Genomic DNA, 23,437 nt, shown 5'->3' with positions numbered 1-23,437 from the left:
TCACGCCTTCTTCCCCTGCCCGCCTGCCGTGGCGCCCTTGCCGTCCAGTACGGCGCCCGTTTCGTCTCCCTCGGGCGAGTCCTCGCCGTCGGCGCCGGACTGGCCCGCCCCGGGCGCGTAGCTCCATGCGGGTGCTCCGCCGACCACGTCGTAGAGGCCGGCTCCCGGCACCAGCAGGTTGATCTCGTTCTCCGTCTCGCGCATCGACTGCGCGACCGTGAGCTCGTCCCAGGTGGCGCCGGTGGCCTTGTTGAGCAGTCCGCTGAGCCGCTGGCCCTGCCAGGCCGCCTCCTCGTATCCGAGGCGTGCGGAGCCCTGCTTCTTGTGCGCCCAGGCGTCCTTGAGGACTTCGATGCGCTCCGCGAGGTACTTGCGGGCGCGCGGCCCGCCGACGGTCTCGGCGCGGGCCAGGAACCGCTCGGTGACCTGCTGCGCGACGGGGCCGTCGAGGTCGAGGTCGTAGGCGTCGTGGTTGCGGGAGTGGGGCGTGGTCGCGTTGCGCACGGCGGCGATCCACGCCGCCGCCGTCGTCCGGTCCAGGGACCGGCGGGCGAACGGGGTGACGGAGAGGGCCTCGACCTGTCGGTAGAAGGTGGCGTGGTAGTGCCCGAAGTTCTCGAAGTGCGCCAGGTCGCGCGGCCGCGTCCAGTTGTAGAGCGTGACCACCAGGCCCGGGCGTTCGGCGGTACGGCCCACGCGCGAGGACGCCTGGATGTACTCGGCGGTGTTCTTGGGCTGGCCGACGACCATCATGAGGCCGAAGCGGGAGACGTCGACGCCCACCTGGAGCATGGACGTGGCGATCACCGCGTCGACCGCTCCCGTGCCCTCGTTGCGCAGCCCGAGCTTCGAGAAGTCGATGCGCTGCTTGTGCTGGGCGGCCTCGCGCAGCTCGTCGGCGACCGCCTGCCGCCGCACGGTGGTGTCCATGGACTCGTCGAAGGACACTTCCAGCCGGGACAGCACCTCCGTGATGTCCGCGGAGGAGATGCGCGAGGTCAGCTCCTGGACGGACAGCATCTCCGTGCGGCGCAGGAGGCGGTTCGACAGTCCCTTGCGGGTGCCGTGGATCCGTACGCGGGTGGCGATGTCGTCGTCGAGGAAGCGGCGCATCCCGGCGAGTTCCCGCGTGGCGTTGAAGTAGCCGACGAGCGTCATGTAGGGGTCGGTGGGCTTGCCGTGCCGGTCGAAGAGGGTCTGGCCGGCCAGGAAGAGGATCTCGGCGACCCTGATCTCGGCCTGCTTCATACGGACGCCGTGGGCGCAGATGCCCAGGTAGCGCCGCCCCGGCGCTACCTTCGACAGCTCGACCTGCTGGGAGAAGAAGGTGTCGCCGATGTCGATGACCTGGGGCGGGAAGATCGCCGACTTCCGGGCGAAGACGCCGCTGATCTGGTCCGCCGACCGCTTGGTCGTCGCCGTCGAGGCCACGATCTTGGGGCCGACGCGGACGGTGGTGCCGTAGGCGTCCTGCGCCTGCCAGCCGCACAGCTCGTCGACGGCCGCCTCGAAGAGGCCGACGGTGGTGCCCAGCGCGCCCGAGATCAGGTGGAGTTCGTCCTGGATGATCAGGTCCGGCGGGCGCAGCCGCGTCACCGGCTTGCTCTTCACGGCCGGGTGCTTGCCCTTGGCCTGGTGCTTGTCCCCGCACTTGGTGCGGGTGTCGAGGTCCGCGTGCCGGTAGCCGTGCCGGGGGCAGAGGTCGGAGACCCTCCCGAACAGCATGCCGGCCTGGCCGCGCCAGGGCAGCTGGGCCAGCTTGTCGACGGTGGCGATCAGCAGGCTGGGGGCCAGCCGGTAGATCTCCTCGTCCACCGTCAGGATGGGCAGTCCCTCACCGGGTGAGCGGCGCTGCGAGAACGGGCAGGCCTGCTTGCCCTCGCCGTTGGGGCAGTAGAGCAGGATGCGGCGCAGGTCGTCGTCTGCGTGCAGGTCGCGCTGGGCGCTCAGTGCGGAGCCGCACCAGGGGCAGGCCAGCGTCTGGAGCACCTTGGCGCCCTTGCCGTCCCCGGCGTCCTTGGCCTCGCCGATCTGCTTCTGCGCCTCGTCGTAGCTGTTCGGGGAGACCGCGCCGCCCACCCAGAGGCCGATCCGGAAGGGGGTGGTCCCCCAGCGGACGTCGCCGCCGTCGTAGGCCTCGCGGCGCAGCACTTCGGCGGCGCAGATCAGCGCCGCCGCCCGCTGGAACTGCTGGGCGGTGAGCAGCCGCAGGGTGTACCGCATCAGCACGGCGACGCCGGCCTCGCCGCTGCGGGCCTCCTCCCCCGTGCCGATGGTCCCCTGGAGGCGGCGGATGGCGAAGGTGAAGGCCGCGAGCCCGAGGTAGGCCTCGGTCTTGCCGCCGCCGGTCGGGAAGAACAGCAGGTCGACGATGCCGTCCGGACCGGCCTCGCGCTCCTTCAGCGTCGGGTCGGCGAGCGCCCGGAGGTTGAGGAGGACGAAGGCCAGCTGGAACGGACGCCATGAAGCGGATTCCGCCTTCTTCTTGGCGCCGATGCGCTCCTTCGCCTCCTCGAAGGTGAGGCCCTCCCGCTCCCGCAGGGCGGCGATGGTGGTGTGCCGCCGCTGGAGGGCCATCGCCCGGTTGGCGAAGCGGAACGCTTCCAGTACCTCGGGGCGTTCGGGGTCCGCGAGGGCGTCCACGCCGAGGGTGATCCGGACGGCGACGTCCCGGGCCCGGGACACCGCGTCGAGGGCACTGGTGCGCAGCGCCCCGGTCAGCTGCTCCGCCTGCGCCTCGCGCTCGTCGAGCCAGGCGCTGTAGCCGTTGGCCAGCGGAGCCAGGGCCTCGCTCAGCGCGGCCGGGGGCAGCACGGCGAGTTCGTCCATGGACAGCTCGATGCCGTCCAGGTGCTGTGCGTCGGCCCCGGTCGGGGCGATCGTGGCCGGCACGTCGTGGACCGGCAGCCAGGTGGTCGTGAGGGCGTGGGCGCGGCGCTCGCCCTTGTCGATGGCGACCGCCACGGCGACGTTGCGGCCGGCCGCGTGCTTCAGGTGGTTGCGGTAGAGCAGCGTCAGGTGCTGCTCCTCCAGGTCGGCCGCGCCCAGGCCGTCCTGGGCGGCCTCCTCGGCCTCGTCCAGCGGGTCGGAGATCGGCAGGAAGACCGGCGCCCCGCCGTCGGCCGCGGTGACGTGCAGCTCGGCCTGGAACAGCCAGGCCGCGTCCTTGGCCTGCTGGGGTTCGTCCTGCGCGTTGACGAGCGACAGCTCGACGACACGGCTCGGTCCCGCGGCACCCGGCCGGTTGCGTACCTCCGCGACCAGCCGTACGCCGGGGGCGTCCTCCTGGTCGGCGGTGAGCGGCAGGACCTGGCGGGGCGCGCCGTCGACCGGGACGGTGACGAGCTTCTCCACCTGCTCCCGGGTCCAGGTGGACCGCGCGACGCCTTCGTCGTTCAGGACCTGCGAGCGGTGGTACTGCCCCCACCGCACCCGCACGGTGACCGCTGCCGCGTCGTCCGTCGCCGGGAGGGCGAACATCAGGCCCATCGACGAGGCCCACATCCGCCCCGCGTTCTGGGCGGTGAGCCGCTCCGGGAGTCCCTGGTCGGTGCCGTCGCCCTCCCCGTCGGAGTCGTCGAGGAGCTGCTCGTCGGCAGCGGCGAGGGTGGTGCTCAGGGCCCGCTTCGGGCCGATCCGCCCGACGAGGTACCGGTCGCGGGGGCCGGCTGCCCGGTGGTCGAACTCCTCGTCCGGCCCGTCCCACGGGCCCAGCAGGTCCCGGCTGATGAGCTCGCCCAGGTCGTCCCGGATCTCGTACGAGGACGCCGGGACGAAGTCCTGCGTCACCTCGCGGACCCGCTGGAGGAGGTCCTCCTCCAGGGAGCCGCTCCCGCTCCCCGCCCCTTCGGCGGTCTTGCCCGTCGCCATCAGTGCATCCCTCTTCCGTCCCTCGCGCGGTGCCCTCGCGGGCCCCTCCCCACAGCGCGGCCGACGCCGCCCGACCGTGACAGCCGGTCATGGTTGCGATGCTATCGAGCACCGCCGGCATCAGAAGGCCGGTACAGCCCCTGACAAGGCCCGTTCGAGCAGTTCGGCGATGTCCTTGTCCCCGCGCTCGACCAGCCGCTCCAGCAGCGCACTGCCTTCCTGGCCGGGCACCATCCCGATCCGCCGTGCGATCACCTCCACCGCCTCCGCCGGGGTGACCGCGGCCGTCCAGCCGGTGAGCCGGGCGGCCCCGCACGCGGGGTCGAGCGCGTCTGCGGGCGCGTGCAGCCGCAGCGCCCTGAGGTGGCCGTCGGTCACGTTGAGGAAGACCTGGTCGCCCGCGGTCGCCCCGATGTGCTCCAGCAGCGGCTTCACCGAGCCGACGGTGGGCTGGGCGCGCCAGGTCAGGGAGGTCTCCCCCGCCTCGTGGCGCAGCGGGAGCGGGTCGCGGTGCGGGGCTCCGCCGATGTGGGCGGCCCAGCCGGCGGGCACCGGGAAGCCGGAGCCGCGCAGGTGGTCGGCGGTCAGTTCCATCCGGTACCACCAGCGTCCGTCGGCTCCGACGAAGCAGCGTCGCGTACCGGCGACGTCGTTGCGCGGCACGTACGGCGCGTCCTGTTCACCGGGCTGGTCGGCGACGCGGACCCAGCCGCGGCGGGTGCGGGCGAAGCCGGGTCCCCCGAGGTTGGTGCGGACCGATGCCGCCGATACGTCGAAGCGGGCGCTGAGGGCCTCGGCGATGGCGTTGACCTCGGCCTCCCCGCCCGCGTTGGCGATCTCGCGGGCGATCATCTCCCGGATTCCGAGGTACTCCTCGCCGCCCCACGCGCGCAGCCCGTACAGGTTGCGGTCGACGCGGAGGAAGCGCTCGTCGGTCCAGATCTGGTTGCGCATGCTGTTGATGGCGGTGCCGTCGGCGAGCTGTTCGTGGATGTCCTCCATCGACATCGGCTTGCCGTGCAGGGCGAGCACGGCGGCGGCCCGGTCGTTCAGCGACCGCCCCCAGTACAGCAGCCGTCCGTCCCGCACCTGGAAGCGTCCGAGGTCGGCCGCCCAGTCGGCGAGCACCTCGCCGCGCACTCCGTACCGCTGTCCGAGGGCGACCGCCTCGTCCCAGGCCAGCGGGGTGTCCCCACAGGCGGCGAGCAGTTCCTCCTGCATGTCCGCCCGCAGGGCTGCCGCGTCGCCCTGCACGATCCAGGCCCCGACGAGTGTGCCGCCTGGCAGCAGCCGCGCCACGACGTCCCCGAGCGGCACGCCCAACGCTTCCACGGTGCGGACGTGGTCCGGGTGCAGCGCGTGCACCTCGGCGACCTGGCCGACGGTGCCGAGCCGTTCGGCCACGGCCGCCAGGTGCCCGGCGAAGGCCCGGCCGTCCTCGTCGGCCACCATCCACTGCGTGAGCGAGTCCGCAACGGCGCGCTCCAACTGCCGGACCCGCTCCCGGCTGACGGAGAACCGTTCGCCCAGGTCCTGGAGCTTCACCGGCTCGTCGGCGAACATCCGCTGCCCGGCGATCACGAGCGCGCGCTCGTCCCATCCGCCGACCAGGCGCGTCAGCGCGGCGAACGGCTCGGCCATCAGCGCAGGGTCGACCGACGGGCCCGCATCCTCGATGACGTCCGGCTCGTCGGCCTCCGCGCCCGGTTCGTGGTCGTCAAAGGCCTCACGCGGCGCCGGAAGTTCCGCGTACTCGGGCTGCTCCCCGGCCGGCTCCTCGACGGCCTCGGGCGCCGCCAGCACCACTGGCACCGGCGTCGGCTCATCCTCCGACTGCTCCTCCAACCCCTGGAGCACGGCGAGCGCGGCACGCACCTCGGCCGGTGCGTCCGCCGGCAGCCACCGGGCGATCACGGACACGGCGTCCCGTACGCGTGCTCCCTCGCTCTCCTCCCGAGGTACGCCGCGCTGGTGCAGCCGGTCGAGGACCGAGCCGAACACCGCCGCGAGCACCCGGTCCCCGTCCACGACCCCGGGCCCGGCCTCCCGGGCGACCTGCGCCACCGTCTTGCCCGGCTCGACTCCCGGGCTCCCGAGCAGTCGCAGTACGGGAACCACGTCCCCGAGCTCCACGTGCGGCCACAGGGACCGCAGCGCCTGCGCCACCTGGTGGCTGAGCGCCTCGGCGCCGATGACGCGCTCGATCTCCATCAACGGTGTTGCGTGCCACCAGCCGAGCGGAAGCCGTACGTCTTCCAGCCGGGCGGCGAGGAGTTGCGGATCGGCGTAGCGGACGGCGGGGAGGAGGTCGGCGAGGGAGGTGGAGGCGTACGGCGCAGGGGACGTCATGGTCGGGCGACACTCCAGAGACGGGGGCAGGCGGCCACGGTCGGTGACGGACTCGCTCGACGTTACGGGCCCCCACTGACAGTCACTCCATGATCACCTTTCTCGCATGTCCTGACCAGGGCAAAGCCCGGATCCGTCAGGAGCAGGCGCACGTACTCACGCGACGGACCGGTCCGGCGCAGGCCCGCAGTCCCCGCACCGGGCGTCGGGAACATGGCTGCGGAAGGCGCGTTCGCAGCCGTCGCACGTGATGAGTGGCGCGGGCCGTGGACGCTGCGGCTCGGGTGCGGAGGTGGGGAGGGGCGGCGGCAGGAGGGTGGTGAGCCGGTGCTCCAGGAAGCGGGGCGGGTGGTGGATGGGGACCGGTGCGGGAGGCAGGTTGCCGGTGAGGGTGCGGGTGATCTGCTCGGCGGTCGCATGCCGGGCGAGCCACTCCTCGACGACGGGGCTCAGCCGCTGGACGTCCCGCACCGAGAGGATCAGGCGGGCGTCGACCGTCCGCAGCCGGGCCAGGAGGTCCGCCGCCGGTCCTGTGGGGGCGGGTGGGGCGGGCTCGGGTTCGGTGCGCGGCGCGGCAGGTTGCTGCGGAACTGGCGCGGCTGAGGGTGTCGCTGCACAACCGGGCTTGTCGTAGGCGAGGGTGCGGGTCGCGAACCGGCCGCCGCCGAGCGGAATCCGCCGCCGCTCCAGATAGCCAGCTGCCTCAAGCTCGTTGAGAGCGCGCCGGATGGTAATCTCGCCCTCGCGGAAGCGGAGGGTGAGGGCCTTGGCGGTCACGCTGACCCCGTCCGGAACGGACTGGATGTAGACGGCGAGCCCGATCGCGACAGCGGAGAGCTGCGGGTGCTGGGCCAGGTGGTTGCCGACGACGGTGAACCGGTCGGTGTGGCGGTGACGGAAATGGATCACGCCGGCGCTGGGCGCGTCGGCAGGGATCGGATTCGCGGGGCGCGCGGGCGCGACCGCGTTAGACTGCGGATCAGCCATCGGGAAGCTCATATCTTCCGGATCGGTCAGGCCCTCGTCAGGACTGCAATCCTGTCGGGGGCCGTCTGCGTGTATGGGGTTGTTGCGGCCGACCGTACCCCACCGGTCAGGGTGTGTGACGCATCCTTCACCCGATCGTGTGGCGACGGGAGTTGGGGCCCGGGTTTGGTTGGGTGGGTTCTCTCCCGTTCCTTTGAAGGGCGCCGCGCCGCACCGGGGTCCAGGATTCCGCGCCCCGGTGAAGGGCCGCTCTACGCCTCTCGGAGGTGCTTCACAAAGGCGCTCCAGGCGACGTTCCCGACGAGGATCACGGGCCCGGCGGGCGCTTTGCTGTCCCGAACGGGGACGGCTCCGGGGAAGTGGTCAGCGACCTCCACGCAGTCGCCACCCTGTCCGTTACTGTAGCTGCTCTTCCGCCACTCGACGTTGCTCAGATCGGCTCGGTTGGCTCGCACTTGGAGTACTCCTTCATCACGGACCGGATGACCGTCAGCGACTCATCTGGCGACAGCGACTGGGCCTGCAACAGATCGTAAGCGAGCGCATATTCGGCTACCTCCTCTGCCGTCTCCACCAGCTCGCCGGAGTGGGAACCCTCCGTGTAGGCCACGTCCTGCCCCCGCTCAAAGCTGAGGAGCGTCAACGATCCGCCCATCACCGGGTGCCCTCCCGCCTTGAACGGCAGCACCTGCACCACGACGTGGGGCGTCTCCGCCAAAAGGAGCACTCGGGCAAGCTGCTCCCGCATCACTGCTGGACCACCGACGGGGCGTCGGATGACGGCTTCATCGAGGATGCACCACATCAGCGGTGGGGCAGAGGCTTCAAGTATCGACTGGCGATCAAGCCGGGCAGAGACCAACACCTCGATCTGCCCGTCTGTGTCACGAGGACGGCTGATGCGAAGCAGGGCACGCGCATAGCTCTCTGTCTGCAACAGTCCCGGCACCGCATGCGCCATGTACTTGAGCATCTTGACGGCCTTGGCCTCAAGAGCGACGAAGGCCCGCGCCCAGTCCGGGTACGGGGTTCGCTTGATATGACCCCGCAGGTCGACCAAGTCACCGTCCGCATCGAGCAACACGTCCAGCTTGCCGTTGACGTCCTCGGGAGGGACCTCGTTGCCCAACTCGAACTGGGCGATGCGGCTGTGCGCGATCGGGATCTTGTCGCCGAGTTGCCTCTGCGTGAGCCCGGCGCGGATGCGGAGCTTGCGCAGCTTCGCGCCGTAGAGCGCGGCGAGGGAGGCGCTTGGGTCGAGTTCCTTCGGTGCGGGCATTGGCGACTCCCGTTTTCGTTCCGATGCTCCGAAAACCGTTACCCCTGGTGAGCGTAGCGCTACGCCTCCATGCTCATCGCTGAAAGACAGTGATCGGCAAGGAGGCAGGCGGACATGGACGCGGGCAAGAGCGGGCGCTCGGCGGAGAAGACGCGGGAGGCGGAGGCGGCACGGGACGAGTTGCGCGAGGCGCTGGCGGGGGTGGACGTGGTGCTGCCGTCGCTCGGGGTGGATCTGGTGTCCCTGACGAGCGACTACCTGTCGCCGCTGGTGGAACTCGGGTGCTGCCGGGCCGATGTGGCGTGGAAGTTGGCAGCGGCTCTGAGGAAGAGCGTCCAGTGACCGAGGAGTCAACGGCGCCCGAGCCGGAGGAGCAGACCGACTCGTCCGAAGACGCGGCTGTTGGTGTCGCCTGCCATGAGGCGCTCCTGACCAAGGTCCGCGAGGCCAACAAGCGAAGTCTTGCGCCTCGGCGTTAGGGGGTCCGGACATGCAGCACGTGATGCAGACCCTGGAGGTCATGCCCGACGGGGTGCGGCGAGGTGATGTGATCGCCGTGGGCGGTATCCCGCACCGGGTGCGGGATGTGAGGGAGTTGCGGGGGCGGCGGAAACGGTTGGAGTTCGAGGACGGGAACGTCTTCGTTCTGGGCCCGTGGGTCGCAGTCAAGGTGGCCCGCGACCGGAACACCGGCGGCGGACCGGTACGCCACTGGCGCTGACCGGCCCACCGCTCCCCCACCCTTGTCATCAGAACAGGCTCGGCGGCTCCTCCACCGGAGGCTTCGGCTTCCGCTGGGCCGGGGCCGCCGCCTTCTTCTTGGCGCCCTTCTTGTCGTGCAGACCGGCGGCGACTTCGGCCGCGTAGCGTCGCTGGTTCTCTTCGAGCAGCCGGTCAAGAATCTCCTGCCGGACAACCGGACCGACGGTGTAGCGGGGCCCCTGGCGGGTGTCATGGAATCCGTGGTCAAGCCCGCCGGGCTGGCTCAGAAGGTCCTCCCATTTGTAAGCGCGAGCCACTTCTTCATCAATGGATCTATGGATCTCACGAAGCTCGACAATGTCGGCGTCCGTACATGCCTGGTCGTGGACTAGATTGTAAGTACTCGTAAGACCTCCTCGATGAAGCATGATCTCGGCACGACGCCCGTTAAGCCGTCGCCCCAGACTCCGGAGTTCCGCCGTCAGACCTGGCCTCACAAACGTTTCGAAAACATCAGATGGAGTATATCTGATTCGAGTTTCCAAGGTCGATGAATGCTCTATAGCCCACCAATAATGGGGAGCACTACTAAGCAGTGCCAACATGGCAAAATCATCAGAAGCGAAGACACCGAGTGTGTTCGCAAACACCTGCCCGGTCGGCACCATCACCGGCATGACAGCTTTACTCACGAAAGTAATAGCAACTACGCTATTGAAGGCCTCGGTTGCTTTCAGTCTGGCAGGACCCCTCTCAGCGAACTGCCACCAACGCTCGCGATAGACCTTTCGGTTGCTTCGATCTCGATCTGGCTTAACAAGCCGTCGAACCTGCTCGTACGCAGCTGGATACTCTCTCGCTTGCTCCTCCGACCAGTCTCGGAAGTCGATGATCCAGCGACTTGCTGAACTGTCCGGTCGAGAGTTTGCATCCTGGCCGCTGAGATATGGATAAAGGACCCGCGCATACCGCTCGTCCTGGGCGACAAGCACTCCTGCCCGCTCTGGCGACATTGTAAATCCGACACCAAGCACCACTGCACCTTGGAACACTATCGCCTGGTTTTCCACAAGTCGCTCTGCCGTCCCAGTAGCACGAGATGCGACTTCCAGGGAGGCAGTAATCCCTTCGACCGGCACGCCATCTGCAACCCTCAACTGCCCCTGCGCGACAGCCGCACAGCTCGTCCAAACAGCACAGTACTCCAACACCGCGCTCCGCGAAGGCCAAGGTGCGCTCTTCACAGCCATCCGGATCTCCACACCATCGGAGACCAGCTGATCAAGTCCAACTTCCCGCGTATCGCCCTGCGCCAACGTGTTCGTCGCGATCAGTCCGGCCTGCCCGCGAGCACTGAGCAATTCGTGGGAGCGCAAAAGGAAATACGCCACCAGATCTGCATTACCGCGAGCGCCTCGACCTAGCCCGTGAACTAGGTGTTCGCGGTATTTGACGCCAAATGACCCCGTGAGCTTCTTACCGCCCAGGAACGGCGGGTTTCCCACCACCGCGTCGAACCCGCCCCGCTCGTCCCAGACCTCCGGGAACACGAGCGGCAAATGCACCGGCTCGCGCTCGAACGCGCCGGCCGGCTTGCCAGTGGCCAGCCACCCCCGCGCCAGCGTCTCCGCCTGCCGCAGCTCGGCAGCGGCCAACTCCTCGTCGTCTCCGGCATCGGACACCGCGTGCGCCGCCGTCACCGCGGCGAACGACAGCTGGTCCTGGTCCTTCTCCGCCCGGCCCGCACCGGCCAGCGCCGCGCCCACCACCAAATCCGCGAAGACGCTCGCCTGGCGGGTCTTCTCCCGCACCGAGGCCAGCATGGCGCGCTTCTGCTCCAGCTCCTCCAAGCCCGTGCCCGGGATGCCGGCCAGCTTGCGCCGCTCCTCCGCTACCTCCGCGATGACCCGCCGCACACCACCCGTGAAGTCGATGCCGTCGCCGTGAATGCGCCGACCCCGCACCGGATCCAGATGCATGGCCTCCAACTGCTCCACCGACGTGATGCCCAGCAGCGAGTCACCCGCCACAAGCCTGTCGTCCAGGAACGTGAACGGCCGGTCCCGGTCCATCGAGACCAGCCACAGCGACAGCTTCGCCATCTCCACGGCCATCGGGTTGATGTCCACGCCGTACAGGCAGTGCTCGATGATCTGCCGACGCGCCTCCACCATCACCGGCTCGGCCTCGGCCTCCACCGCCGACGCGGACAGCGAGTCCGCCGCCTCCAGGTACGCCACCGCCCGCGCGTCGCCGTCCCGGCTCCACGCCTCCACCAGCGCGCCCGCCAGGTAGCGGCACGCCGCCACCAGGAACGCCGCCGAACCCATCGCGATGTCCGCGACCTTCAGCTTCAGGATCTCGTCCGCGGACTTGGGCCGCCACTGGGTCCGGTCCGCCGTCTGGAGCGGGCCGTACTCGTAGACCAACGGCTCCAGCGCGCCGTCCGCAACCTGCTGCGCAAGGGACTTCGGGGTGTAGTGCGTACCGGTGTTCTTCCGGAGCGAGGACTCCGTCACGTACAGCCCGCCCGCGCCGATCACCACCGGCAGGTCCCGCAGATCACGCCGGATCAGCCGGTAGAACGGCAGCAGCCGGTCCGTCAGTTCGGCGTCGCTCCCCGTCGCCGCCAGCAGCTTGCTCCTCGCCGCGGCCCGCTCCACGTCCGTCAGCGGCTCCAGCAGCTTCGTCACCTTGGCCGCGCTGCCCAGCCCCGTCGTCTTGTTGTACTCCTCCGCCAGCACCGCCCCCAGCCCCTCGCCCTCCGTACGGGCCAGCGCCTCCAGCCGGGTCAGCAGCACCTCCGCCTCCAGACCCGCCTTGCCGACGAGGCCGACGATGGTGTCCTCGGCGCGGCGGCCCTGGTACGAGAGGAGGCCCTCGTACACGTAGCCGATCTGCTCGACGTCCAACGTGCGGAAGGTCAGCCGGCGACGCTCCCGCTTCTTGCCCGTGCCGATCCAGACGTGCTGCACCGACTGGAGCATGTGCAGGACGGTCCGGTCGTCGATGGGCAGCGGGTCCGTCGGGTCGCCGTCCGCCGTGCCGCGGCCCTCCAGCCACGGGAAGGAGTTCGGGTCGAAGATCGAGCCGTCGTACGCGTGCATCCGCAGCGCCGGGTGGTCCACTCCCCCGTACACCGCGTTGAACAGCGCGATGAGCCGGTGCCAGCCCACCCCCGTCTGTTCCAGGTCGTCCTCGGTGGTCTCCCGCGCCCGGTCCTCCAGCTCCTGGCACAGCCGCCCGGCCGAATAGGCCTGTACGTACAGCTCGTTGTCGCTCGGCAGCAGCCCGCGCTCCTCCGCAAAGAGGAGGAAGACGACCCGCATCATGACGGCGACGGCACCGCGATAGACGTCCTGGGCCGGTACGTCGGCCAGACCCTTGCCGCCCCGCGCGCGCTCGGTGACGTCGGCGCGGCCGATGGCCTCCACCAGCAGTTCCACCGCCTGGCGGACCTGCACGCCGAGAGCGTCGGTGACGTCCTCCTGGCTGTCCAGGGACTCCTTCAGCAGCGGCAGCAGCATCTCCGCGTCCTCGACGGCGAAGAAGCGGCGCCGGCTCAGCAGCGAAATGAAGGCGCGTACGACGACCCGCTCGACCGGCTCGGTCCAGGCGACCGTGTCGAAGAGCGCCGACGTCGTCACCCCACCGCGCGGCGCCCACACCAGGGTCCACCAGCGGCCGTCCGTCACCAGGCCGAGCTCCACGCCGTGGTGGCGGCACAGGTGTGCCATACGGTCGACGGGGGTCGCCGCCCAGGCCGAGCCCGGAATGCGCTGGGACGGGTGGCGGCCCGCAGGGACGGTCATGCCGAGGATGGCGCAGTCGGCGACCAGGCCCGCCGTGTCCTCGGCGGTGCTGCCCGGTTCGAGGAGGGCGAAGGTGGGGGCGATGCGCTCGTCGTGCTCGGGGACGTCCACGGCGAGCGCCTCGGAGAGCTCCGTGCCCTCGCGCAGCGCGTCGCCCCAGCCCAGGAGCTCGTTCAGGACGAAGTCCGTCCAGGCGCGCTGTCCGGCCGCCGGATCCGACTGCCAGACCCCGTGCTCGTAGCGCAGCCGGGCCCGGAGCGGCTTGTCGATCGAGTCGAGCTGCGGCCAGGTCTTGAGCAGCACGGGCAGGGTCAGGAAGGGGCCGGATACGTCGACCAGGCTGAGCCAGTCCAGGTGGTCCTGCCGGCCGTCGGGGGCGGGGGCTCCGCTCCAGGTCTTGCCGCGGCCCGTGTTCTTAGGGTGGGTGGTGCTCACTTCACGGCCTCCCGGCGGGGAACGACGAAGACGACGGCGACGGGGAACAGCAGGGCCTTGGGCCGCTCGTACCGGGCGGCGATGGCGGCGAGCTCGCGCTGCTTCTCGCTCTCCAGCGCGTCCCGGCGCTGCTCCCAGTTCTCCCGGTCCCGGCGCTGCTGCTCGACCTCGTCGAAGGCCAGCTCCAGCTGCCCTTCCTCCTCCTGCTCCGCGGGGTTTCCGATGGCCCGGCGCAGGGACTCGCGGAAGCGGTCGATCTGGGCGGTGATCCGCTCGGCCTCGTCGCGGCGGCGGGTCTCCAGACGGGTCTCCAGTGCGGTCTGGCGGTTGCGGGCCCGCCATTCCAGGGCCGAGACCAGGCCTTCACTCACGTGCGGCCAGGCAGCGGCGAGCTTGCCGCGCAGGACCGGGGCGGCCTGGGTGGCGTGGTCGGCGAAAGCGTCGTCGAGGATGTCGCGGACCGTGGTGATCTTCTCCAGGCGGCTGAAGCGGGGCTGGCCCGCACCCTCCGCCTCGCGGAGCCAGCCGCCCGCCTGGAGGATCTCCTCGTGCAGGCGCACGCCGTCGGCGCCGACGAGGACGAACCGGGCGAAGGCGCCGACGAGGGTCGTCTCCAGCTCGGGGTGGTCGCTGATCACGGCGCTGACGCGGGCGAGGTCGATCTGCTCCTTGTTCCACACGGCGGCGCGCAGCAGCCGGGTGGACATGGCGACGAGGGGGTGCCCGAGGTGGGCGAGGACGACGTCGTCGCGGTCCTTGCCGTGGCTGTCCTTGAGCTTGGCCGCCTCGAAGGTGACCGGGCGGCGGATCTCGGGGCGCAGCTTGTCGGCGAGGCCGTGGGAGGCCCGCTCCCAGGAACCGGTGAGAGTGGGGACCTCGTAGAAGCCGTCGGCGCCGTCCTTTTCGTCGAGGACGGGCCGGATGTCCTGCTGGCGGGCGAGCGGCAGCGCGGTGGAGACCACCCGGGCGATCCGTTCGGGGGTGATGCCGAGGGAGTCCACCGTGCCCGCGACCTGCTCGCTCAGGCGCTGGGCCTGGGCCTGGGCGTCGCGCTCGGCGGCGACGTTCCCGCCGCCCTTCCTGGCCTTGCGGCCGGCGTAGACCTCGGCGCGCTCCACGTCGAAGTCGGTGCCGAGGTCGCCGGTCATCCGGCGCTGCACGGCGTCGGCGAGGACGGCGTTGACCTTGCCGAGGTCCTCCTCCATGCGGGCGACCTTCACCGCCACCCGGGCCAGGAATTCGAGGTCGGCCTCGTAGGTGTCGGCGCTCTTCTCGTAGCCGCTGCCGACGAAGTGCACGACCTCGGGGGCGGTGAGCTGGCCGTAGCGGTCGATGCGGCCGATGCGCTGTTCGAGCTTGTTGGGGTTGAAGGGGATGTCGTAGTTGACCAGCCGGTGGCAGTGCCGCTGGAGGTCGATGCCCTCGCTGGCCGCGTCGGTGGCCAGCAGGATGCGTACCGGGTTCTCGGTGGGCTCGGCCTGGAAGGCCAGGCGGAGCTGCTCCCGGTCCTCGGCGTTCAGACCGCCGTGCAGGAGGGCGACGCGGTCGCCGCCGAGCCCGTGGTCGCGCAGCAGGTTCTGGAGCCAGATCTGGGTGTCGCGGTACTCGGTGAAGACGACCACGCGCTCGTTGAGCCAGTGCCCGCCCTCGGCCAGGCAGTTGGCCTTCAGGTAGGTGATCAGTTCGCGGGCCTTGGAGTCGGCCTGCGCCTGGTGGCGCTGGGCCCAGTCGCGCATCTGCTCCAGCAGAGCCGACTCGTCGCCGTCGGTGCCGGGCTGGAGGGTGGTGGCGCGGGCGATGGCGTCGTCCTCGGCCTCGGCGAGGGGCTCGTCGTCGTAGTCCGCGTAGTCGTCGAAGAAGGTCTCCTGCCAGTCCTCGACCTCCTCGGCAGCCTGCTGCTTCTTGGTCCGCAGCGTCTCCAGGTAGACCTCGATGGTGCGGGCGAAGGCGTCGGGCGAGGAGAACAGCCGCTTCTTGAGCAGCAGAGTGACCAGGTCGGCCGCCTTGCGGCCGCCCTTGAAGCGGGTGCCGAGCTTGGCCCGGCGGAGCTGGGCGTACTCCTTCAGCAGGGCGTGGATGCGGCGCTCGTCCTCGGTGTACTCGACGGACAGCGACGTGGTCCTCCGCTCCAGGAAACGGCGCTCGCCGGTCTCCGGGTCGCGGATGTCGGTCTTGAGGCGGCGGACGACGGTGTCCTCGACGGCCCGCGGGTCCGGCTCGACGCCGCGGGCGAAACGCTGGTTGTCGATGATCTCCAGGAGGGCCGTGTACGACTGCTGGTAGCCGTTGTGCGGGGTGGCCGACAGGAACAGCCGGTGCTCGAAGTGCGGGGCGAGCCGGCGGATCAGCTTCGTCTGCTGGGAGTCGACGGGGTAGTACTGCTTGGGCGCGGAGGGCGCCACGTGGTGGGCCTCGTCGAGGATGAGCAGGTCGAAGGCCCGCTTTCCGGGGGCGACCGCCTCGGCGTCCTGGGCAGGGAGCACCTCGGCGAGCAGCCGCTGGGCCTTCGGGCCGCGCAGCCAGGGCAGGCTCACGATGCACCGCGGATGGATGTTGAAGGGGTTCGCGGCGCTGCCGTGGGTGCGCCGGACCGCGGCGGCCCGCTCGGAGTCGATGACCGTGAAGTCGAGGCCGAACTTCTCGGCCATCTCGTCGCGCCACTTCACGGTGAGGCCGGCCGGACAGACGATCATGATCTTGTGGGCCCGGTTGCGGAGGATCAGCTCCAGCGCGACCAGGCCCGCCTCGATGGTCTTGCCGAGGCCGACGTCGTCCGCGAGGAGCAGGTTCACGCGGGGCGCGGCCACGGCCCGGGAGACGGGTTCGAGCTGGTACGGCTCCACGGCGACGCCGGAACGGAAGGGCGCCTGGAGGGTACGCACGTCGGCCGAGGTGACCGCGGACCACCGGACGGCGTCCAGGAAGGCCGCCAGGCGCTCCGGCGGGTCGAAGCGGTCCGCGGTGACCTCGGGGAGGGAGCCGGCGAAGAGACGGCGGCGGCCGGGCTCGATCTCCCAGATGACGGAGAGGGTGTCGTTGTAGCGGCCGTCCTCGACGCTGTTGAGCGTGACGAGGGTGCCGGGCGCGCTGATCGCCGCGGAACCCGTGCCGTGATCGACGTCGGCCACGACCCAGCGCTGCCCCCGGACCTCGACGAGATCGCTGATCTCGGGTACAGCGGTGTGGTCCTGCGCGTCGGCGCGGCGGCGTACCGCCCGCTGCGCCACCCCCGCCAGGTCGGTGGTCGGCGTCGTCATCGGGTCTCCGCCCCTCCATACCGCCCCGTGAGGGCGATTTTCACGTCAATCACAGTCATTCAAACACGTACGAAAGGCCGCCCGGCGACGCTCGTGGAACTTCGGTGGACCGGCTGCGGCCGGGCCGTCACAGCACGTCGAAGGCGGTGATGCGGGTCAGCTCGTAGTAGGTGCCCCGGCGTGCGAGATCGCCTTCGATCTTGAGCGTCCTGCCCTGCGCATGGGCGTCGGTGGCGCGGGTGTACTCGCCCTCGTCCAGCGTCACGTGGATCTGGCGCTTCGGGCCGATCCGGCCCGCCGCCCCGAGCACGACCGCCTCCACGGTCACCTCGCCGGGGCCGTACTCCGCGGCACGCTTGAGCTTGGTCGAGCGGCCGATGACCGTCACGCCGGGCTCCGGCTCCTGCCGGCGCAGGTCCTGGGCCCCTTCGCGAAGGACGTGGACCAGGCGGGGAGGGAAGGGTGCCAGGGATTCCATGGGCGGCACGGGCCACCTCGGCGACCAGGCGAAGTCGATCGAGAAGGCGTGTGCGGTGCCCGCGCCCCGGTCGTCGTGCCCACCGATGCCCGCGAGCGCCTCGCAGAGGTCCGCGGAGACTCCGTCCGCCACGGCATCCGCGAAGGGAGCCGAGTCGTCGGCTTCCGTCGCCTCCTCGGCTGCCTTGTGGGCCGCCGCCACGGCCTCGTACATCCTGCGCGAGACGCTCCGCGCGAAGGGTTCCGGGTCGTCGCCGAAGAGCGGCGGCTGTACGTTCCGCTCCGGCAGTGGCACCTGCACGCTCAGGACGTAGCTGCCCGGCGCAGTGGGTCCGAAGCGGGTGCTGTCCACGAAGTCGCGCGCCGCACGCGGCTTCCGGCGCGGCTGCACGAGCCTCGGCTCGATCGTGTGACAGGCCGCCGCCATCAGCAGGTCCCGGGCGCTGGTCACGGCGAGCACTCCCGCTTGCACGGGGATCGTGCCGGAGGGCGTGCTCGGCATGGTCCGGATGTACTGCACATCGAGACCGGTCGCCCGCAGGTCCTGGAGAACGGCGGCCGGCGGTCGGGCCTCCAGCTCGGCCAGTGCCCCGACCAGATCCGCCATGCGGTCCGCGAAGTCCGCCAGGTCGGTGTCCAGGGGGAGCAGCAGTCGCCGCGCCCGGCCGGCCCAGTCCCTCTCCCAGCGGCGGCTGTAGCGGACCTGGCCGGCTTCCTGCCAGCCCCTGCTGCGGAGGTAGTGCGCGACGTCATGCGGTCGCAGCCGCTCCAGCTCGTCCTCGGGTACGCCGATCGTGGTCATGGTGCGGGCACCTCCTCACACGCCCGGGCGAAGAACTCGTGCAGAGCGTCGACCGTGAGCAGATTGTCGCGCGGAACAGTGACAGTGACGCTCTCCCGGCCGGCTGGTGCGGGGACGTGGTGTTCGAGCGAGACCCAGTACGCGCAGCGGCGCAGCACGAGGGCGTCCTCGTCCGTGCGGATGTAGTCCGCCGGGTCCTTCGGCACGAGCACGACGACCAGGTAGACGGGCACCTGCCGCTTGCCGCGAAGCCTCTTGAACTGCGACACCGACAGTGTGATCTTGAACCCGGTCACCCCGTCCAGGATGCTCTCCACCCGGTGCGTCTTCACCTGGAGGGCGATCTGGACATCGAGCTCGGGCTCCTCGTGGTCCCGGCCCAGGATCAGGTCCTTGCCGATGTCCGGATACGGCACAGCCACCTGGAATCCGGCCGCCGCGGCGATCGCGGCCACGAAGGTCTCTCCGTACCAGCCCTGGTGGTTGTTGTGCTCCATGCGCCCCCGTGCTCCGGTCGCAGGCCACCCGCCACGCACCCACGTCCGGAGTGACACCGATCACTGCCCGGGCAGGCTACCCGAGCAGTGATCTTCCGTTAAGGGCGGATTCCGGCCAGGTGGGGCACTCCGGCCGCCACCGGGTCAGAACACCGCCGGGCCGTCGTCGATCGGGCGGCGTGCTTCCGCCAGGGCGACCTCGTGGATGAACCACTCCAGTACGGACCGGATCTCCTCGGCATGCGCGGCGAAGACCTCCAGCGGGAAGGAGGGGCGCAGATCGAGCTTCGCCTCCGCGAGGTCGACGCCGTCGATGGCGTTGAACCGCTCCATCAGGGCGCGACGCAACGGCTCGTCGTCGAACGGCGGGCGCCGCTTGAGGTACTGGAAGACGACCTCCGCCGTCCCCGTCACCGGGTAGATGCCGATCGGCCACAGAGCCCGCGGAGCACCCGGCCCGCCTGCGTCCACGGTCGGGAAGCAGCTGGTCTCGTTCGCCTTCCCGTAGACATGGTGGCCGCCCTGCTCCTCCCAGAAGCGGAGTGCCGCCAGGACGCCGTCGACGACCTCCGGTGTCTGGTTGGCTCGCAGCAGGGTCTCGAAGCGGGTCCCGGCCTCGTCGGCGCCGGTCTGCGGTGCGGCCGGCCCGGCCGGGGTCTCCTCCGGCAGCTCCCTGCCCACCAGGACCGCCAGGTCGGCGCTGCTCAGCCGGTGGGCCTTCGAGGCGCGGCCGTTCTCGTCGAAGGGCACGCCCTCGGCTTCCAGGACGTCCTTCGGGTCCCCGGAGTGCCGGTCGTCGGTCCACCGGAACCCGCCCGCGATCCGGCCGTCGGCGGTCAGCACGCGGTAGGCGCAGTGCAGTCCGGTCCTGGCCGCCATGTGGTTGCCGACCGCGATGGCGCTGGTGCCGATGAGGGCGGCGAGCTCACCGTACGACGTCCAGGTCCCGGCCGGCACGGCGAGCAGGATCTCCCTCAACTCCCGCCAGCCCTGCCACTCGTCGTCCGCCTGCACGGCCTCCTCCAGCGGCCCGGGCCACAGCCCCACGGCACGGTCGGCCAGTTCGTCGGCCCTGGCGAGGATCTCGCGGCGGCCCCAGCGTTCCTGTGCGGCGATCTGCTGGTTCATCCGCAGCGCGCTGGAGTCGAGCAGTTCCTGCTTCCGGTGGAAGGGGTGATTGGAGAGGCGTGCGTTCTCACCCGAGAGAGTGAGGTTTCCCAGGGTGTGGACGAGCAGGTTGTGGATCTCCTGGGGGCTCTCGCCGTCCGCGGCTTCCTCGGCCAGCAGGTCGAACCACTGCTGGGCCGGGCTCTGGGGCAGGACGTGTTCGACGGTCAGCGGTGCCTTGTCGTAGTCGACGGGCTCGCTCGACCCGTAGCTCTCCTCCAGCCGGCGCAGAATCTGGAAGCGCTGGTTGCTGCGGCCGGTCTTGTAGAAGGGGCGGGTGCGGACGGCTTCACGGACCGCTTCGTCGCCGGGCCATACGCGCGCGCCCGTGCGGGGGCGTGAAAGGAACCGGCGTACTGCCTCGGCCGGGGAGCCTTCCTTGTCCAGCTCCTTGGGGAGTTCCATGAACACCCGGTTGCTGCCCGTCGTGGACAGGCCCGCGAACAGGCGCCGCACCATGTAGCTCTCCGCGAACCCGAGTGCCTCCGCCGCCTCCGAGGCCGTGGTCCTGTCCTCGTCCACGAGGTCGAGGAGGTGCAGGGCAAGCGGGTAGTGGGTCTGGCCGCCCCACCGCGACAGGCGCTCCAGCACCGTCCGCAGCCCGGGGTCGGATTCCCTCTCGGGCTCCACGATCCGCATCAGGCGGTCGGCGCGCAGGGAGAACCGGGCGATCTCGGCCTCCAGCGCGGCCTCGTCCCCGCTCAGCGGCTCCAGACGCTTCTTCTGGTCCCGGTAGATCTCGCTCTGCCGGGCCCGGCTGTTCCCTCCGACGACGAGGTCCAGCCAGACCAGCAGCTCCAGATGGGCGGGGCCGAGCAGCTCCTGCATGGGGAGCCACCGCTTGCGGTAGACGTCCTCGCCCCTGCTCGGCAGGCACATGAAGAGGTAGTTGCGCAGCAGGTCGCTCTGGCTGAGCCCGACACCGGTGTTGTTGATGGATTCGAAGATGCGGTAGACGTTGTCGCCCTCGGCGGCGGTGATCGCGACGATCGAGAGACACTCACCCAGCACGGACTCGACCGCGTCCACCCAGGCCTCACCACCGCTCTCGGCCCCGTCGGCCAGGGCGGCGACGAAGAAGCGGTAGGCGGCGCCCACGTTGCCGGCGCCGCCGGCCTTCGGGAGGCTGTCCACGCAGGCCGTGTAGGCCTCGCGGTCCGCCTGCGTCGGCAGCAGCCGGTAGCGGTCGTGCCCGTCCTGGTACGTGTTGACCAGGATGAGGTCGTTGATCCGGGCGGCCTTCTTCACCGAGCCCCGGTCCCGGTGGTGGTCCCGCAGCGCCGTGAACGCGAGCATCAGGGTGGTCATCCGCTGCTGGCCGTCGACGACGAGCCAGCGCTGCATCCCGCCCGCGGCGACCCGCTCGGGCGCCAGCACGACCGAGCCGAGGAAGTGACCCGAACCGGGCCGCCCCTCCTGCCGGTCCTCGACCAGCTCCTGCACGTCGTCCCACAGCTGCCGCAGCTCGTCACGCTGCCAGCTGTAGGTTCGCTGGTAGAGCGGTACCTGGAACTGCTGCTCCCCCTGCACCAGCTTGCTGAACGTGGTCTCCTGAGCGTGCACGCGCGTCCTCTCCCCAAATCCTCGGCGCCGAGCCGCCATTGTCGCCCCATACCGTACGGTGATCAGTCGAAACGTCGGATCGCGCACGGCCCGGGGGCACACATGGCGACACTGGGAATCCACAAGGACTTCCTCCTGGAATTCGCCAAGCTGGAGAAGCCCGTCCAGAAGCGGGTCCACGAGGTCTTCGACAAGTTCCGCGAGCACCGGCACGCCGGGCTCCACCTGGAAAAACTGGAGAACCCCCGGGACTCCCGGATCCGCACCATCCGCGTCAGCAAGTTCATGCGCGGCGTCGTTCTCGCCCCGGACTCCGGAGACAGCTTCCTCCTGCTGAAGGTCATGGCCCACGACGACGCCATCGCCTGGGCCCTGAGCCACCGGGCGACGGTGAACTCCGCCACCCAGGGCATCGAACTGCGCGACGACATCGCCCTGGAGCGGGCCTCCGCCGACGTGCACCATGCGCCGACCGCAGTGGAGAACCGGCTCTTCACCGACGTCGCGGACAAGGAACTGACGCGCCTCGGCATCGACCCCGATCTGCTCCCGCTCGTGCGCAACCTCAGCGCCGAGGCTCATCTCGACGCGCTCCGCAAGATCCTTCCCGAGCAGCAGTACGACGTTCTCGCCGGTCTGGCAGCGGGGCTGACCCCGGAGGACGTCTGGCGCGAGGCCGTCGCCGTGCACGCCGAGCGCGCCGCCGCCGAAGCGCCGCATGCGCCCGCCGAGGACGAACTCGCCGCCGCCATGGCCCGCTCGCAGGGGCGCATCGCACTGCTCTCCGGGCCCGAAGAGCTGCTGGACGTCCTGTCCCGACCGTTCGACGCGTGGCGCATCTTCCTGCACCCCAGCCAGCGCCGCATCGCGTACCACCCTTCCTACAACGGGCCTGCCCGGGTGACCGGGGGGCCCGGCACGGGCAAGACCGTGGTCGCCCTGCACCGCGCCCTGCACCTGGCGCGGCAGTTGCCGGACGACGCGCCCGACGAATCGGTGCTGCTCACGACCTTCACCAGGAATCTCGCCGCCGATCTGCGCCACGGACTCGAACTGCTCATCCCGGACGAGGCGCTGCGCGCGAAGATCCGCGTCGTGAATGTCGACGCCCTCGCGAATCAGCTCGTACGCGAGGACCGGGGCGGCCCGCTGACCATTCTGACCAGCCAGAAGGAGATCAACTCCCGCTGGAACGCCCTCGCCCGCCGACTCGGGCTCGACTACAGCGACGCCTTCCTCGACCAGGAGTGGCGACAGGTCGTCCTGGCCCAGGACCTGCGCTCGCCCGAGGCGTATCTCAAGGCATCGCGCAGCGGCCGGGGCACCGCGCTGAGTCCGCTGCGGCGCGCCCAGGTCTGGCGCGCCGTCGAGGCGTTCACACGGGAATTGCGCCAGGCCGGGGAGTGGACCTTCCTCCAGGTGTGCGCCGAGGCCGCACGACTGCTGGAGCCGCGCACCGACCGCCCGTTCCGCCATGTGGTGATCGACGAGGCCCAGGACCTCCATCCGGCGCAGTGGCGCCTGCTGCGGGCAGCGGTCGCGCCCGGGCCCGACGACCTGTTCATCGCCGGCGACACACACCAGCGCATTTACGGCAACAAGGTGTCGCTGCGGAGCCTCGGCGTGAACGTCAGCGGCAGATCCCACCGGCTGCGCATCAACTACCGCACCACACACCAGATTCTGCAGTGGTCGATGTCCCTGCTCGGCCGCGAGAGCCCGGACGACATGGACGGCGGGACCGAATCGCTGGCGGGCTACCGATCAGTACTGAACGGTGCGCATCCCGAACTCCTGGCGGCGAGCAGCAAGGCCGAAGAGATCGCGGATCTCACTGCACAGATCGTCCGGTGGACGGCCGACGGTGTGGAACCGAGCGATATCGGGGTGGCCGTCCGGTACCTGCAACTGGGCAAGGAGATCGCCCACGCATTGGAACAGGCAAAGCTCCCGGTCCGGCTCCTCGGCGGTACGCAGGGGTCCGGCGACGGTGTCAGCATCGGGACCATGCACCGGATGAAAGGCCTGGAGTTCCGCTTCGTCGCCGTCGCCGGTGTCAGCGACAGCGTCGTTCCTCTGGTCTCGGCCCTGACCCCCGTAGAAGTGGACGCCCAGCAACACCGGGAAGACCGCCTCAGTGAGCTGAGCCTCCTGTTCGTCGCCTGCACCCGTGCAAGGGAAGCGCTACGGATTTCCTGGAACGGCGCTCCCAGCCCGTTCCTGGCACGGTAGCGCTCAGC

Annotated in this window: 13 protein-coding genes; 3 read left to right on the top strand and 10 right to left on the bottom strand. The window is 70.3% G+C overall.

Annotation, left to right across the window (positions count from 1 at the left end; all coding sequences use genetic code 11):
• The 5 genes from drmA to ACPU2J_RS25910 all read right to left on the bottom strand — a co-directional run bounded on the left by drmA (position 1) and on the right by ACPU2J_RS25910 (position 8,485).
• Positions 1–3,870 carry a DISARM system helicase DrmA gene (gene drmA / locus ACPU2J_RS25930; RefSeq protein ID WP_423834106.1) on the bottom strand — a complete coding sequence of 1,290 codons (3,870 nt, stop codon included), beginning with the start codon at positions 3,868–3,870 and terminating at the stop codon, positions 1–3.
• Between the two features lie 120 nt (positions 3,871–3,990).
• Positions 3,991–6,219, bottom strand: a complete 2,229-nt coding sequence (locus tag ACPU2J_RS25925) for a hypothetical protein (RefSeq protein WP_423834105.1) — start codon at positions 6,217–6,219, stop codon at positions 3,991–3,993.
• A 156-nt stretch (positions 6,220–6,375) separates the two neighbouring features.
• Complete coding sequence (locus ACPU2J_RS25920; RefSeq protein WP_423834104.1) at positions 6,376–7,206, bottom strand: hypothetical protein; 831 nt, start codon at positions 7,204–7,206, stop codon at positions 6,376–6,378.
• A 251-nt stretch (positions 7,207–7,457) separates the two neighbouring features.
• Positions 7,458–7,583 carry a DUF397 domain-containing protein gene (locus ACPU2J_RS25915; RefSeq protein ID WP_423835007.1) on the bottom strand — a complete coding sequence of 42 codons (126 nt, stop codon included), beginning with the start codon at positions 7,581–7,583 and terminating at the stop codon, positions 7,458–7,460.
• 53 nt (positions 7,584–7,636) lie between these two features.
• Entirely contained in the window at positions 7,637–8,485 is an 849-nt protein-coding gene (locus tag ACPU2J_RS25910; protein WP_423834103.1) for a helix-turn-helix domain-containing protein, read from the bottom strand.
• A gap of 114 nt (positions 8,486–8,599) precedes the next feature.
• Between ACPU2J_RS25910 and ACPU2J_RS25905 the strand changes: the two genes are divergently transcribed.
• Both ACPU2J_RS25905 and ACPU2J_RS25900 read left to right on the top strand, forming a co-directional pair.
• The gene (locus ACPU2J_RS25905) at positions 8,600–8,827 is read left to right on the top strand and encodes a hypothetical protein (protein ID WP_150259950.1); all 228 of its coding nucleotides are present in this window, start codon (positions 8,600–8,602) and stop codon (positions 8,825–8,827) included.
• 148 nt (positions 8,828–8,975) lie between these two features.
• Positions 8,976–9,206 (top strand): hypothetical protein, encoded by a 231-nt coding sequence (locus ACPU2J_RS25900; protein ID WP_423834102.1) that lies wholly within the window; start codon positions 8,976–8,978, stop codon positions 9,204–9,206.
• Positions 9,207–9,234: 28 nt separating this feature from the next.
• On the opposite strand, the gene ACPU2J_RS25895 is transcribed toward ACPU2J_RS25900, so the two are convergent.
• The 5 genes from ACPU2J_RS25895 to ACPU2J_RS25875 all read right to left on the bottom strand — a co-directional run bounded on the left by ACPU2J_RS25895 (position 9,235) and on the right by ACPU2J_RS25875 (position 21,197).
• Entirely contained in the window at positions 9,235–13,434 is a 4,200-nt protein-coding gene (locus tag ACPU2J_RS25895) for an Eco57I restriction-modification methylase domain-containing protein (protein ID WP_423834101.1), read from the bottom strand.
• Positions 13,431–16,691: a DISARM system SNF2-like helicase DrmD gene (gene drmD, locus ACPU2J_RS25890; protein WP_423834100.1), complete on the bottom strand. Its 3,261-nt coding sequence runs from the start codon at positions 16,689–16,691 to the stop codon at positions 13,431–13,433. Before drmD ends, ACPU2J_RS25895 begins: the two co-directional genes overlap by 4 nt.
• Before the next feature lie 127 nt (positions 16,692–16,818).
• On the bottom strand, positions 16,819–17,970 hold the full coding sequence (locus ACPU2J_RS25885) for a hypothetical protein (protein ID WP_423834099.1): 1,152 nt from the start codon (positions 17,968–17,970) through the stop codon (positions 16,819–16,821).
• Positions 17,967–18,467 carry a DUF4365 domain-containing protein gene (locus ACPU2J_RS25880; protein WP_319818847.1) on the bottom strand — a complete coding sequence of 167 codons (501 nt, stop codon included), beginning with the start codon at positions 18,465–18,467 and terminating at the stop codon, positions 17,967–17,969. The genes ACPU2J_RS25885 and ACPU2J_RS25880 overlap by 4 nt, the downstream gene beginning before the upstream one ends.
• A gap of 144 nt (positions 18,468–18,611) precedes the next feature.
• A complete protein-coding gene (locus ACPU2J_RS25875) occupies positions 18,612–21,197 on the bottom strand; it encodes a GmrSD restriction endonuclease domain-containing protein (RefSeq protein WP_423834098.1) in 2,586 nt (861 codons plus the stop codon).
• Between the two features lie 102 nt (positions 21,198–21,299).
• Here ACPU2J_RS25875 and ACPU2J_RS25870 point away from each other — a divergent pair, with 102 nt between their 5' ends.
• Entirely contained in the window at positions 21,300–23,429 is a 2,130-nt protein-coding gene (locus ACPU2J_RS25870; RefSeq protein ID WP_423834097.1) for a UvrD-helicase domain-containing protein, read from the top strand.
• The last annotated feature ends 8 nt before the right edge of the window (positions 23,430–23,437 follow it).

Origin of the sequence: Streptomyces manipurensis, from assembly GCF_049570255.1 — a bacterium.
In the GTDB taxonomy this organism is placed as follows: domain Bacteria; phylum Actinomycetota; class Actinomycetes; order Streptomycetales; family Streptomycetaceae; genus Streptomyces; species Streptomyces manipurensis.
Note: the sequence above shows the minus strand (reverse complement) of the source record. Positions and strands in the feature narration are given on the sequence as shown.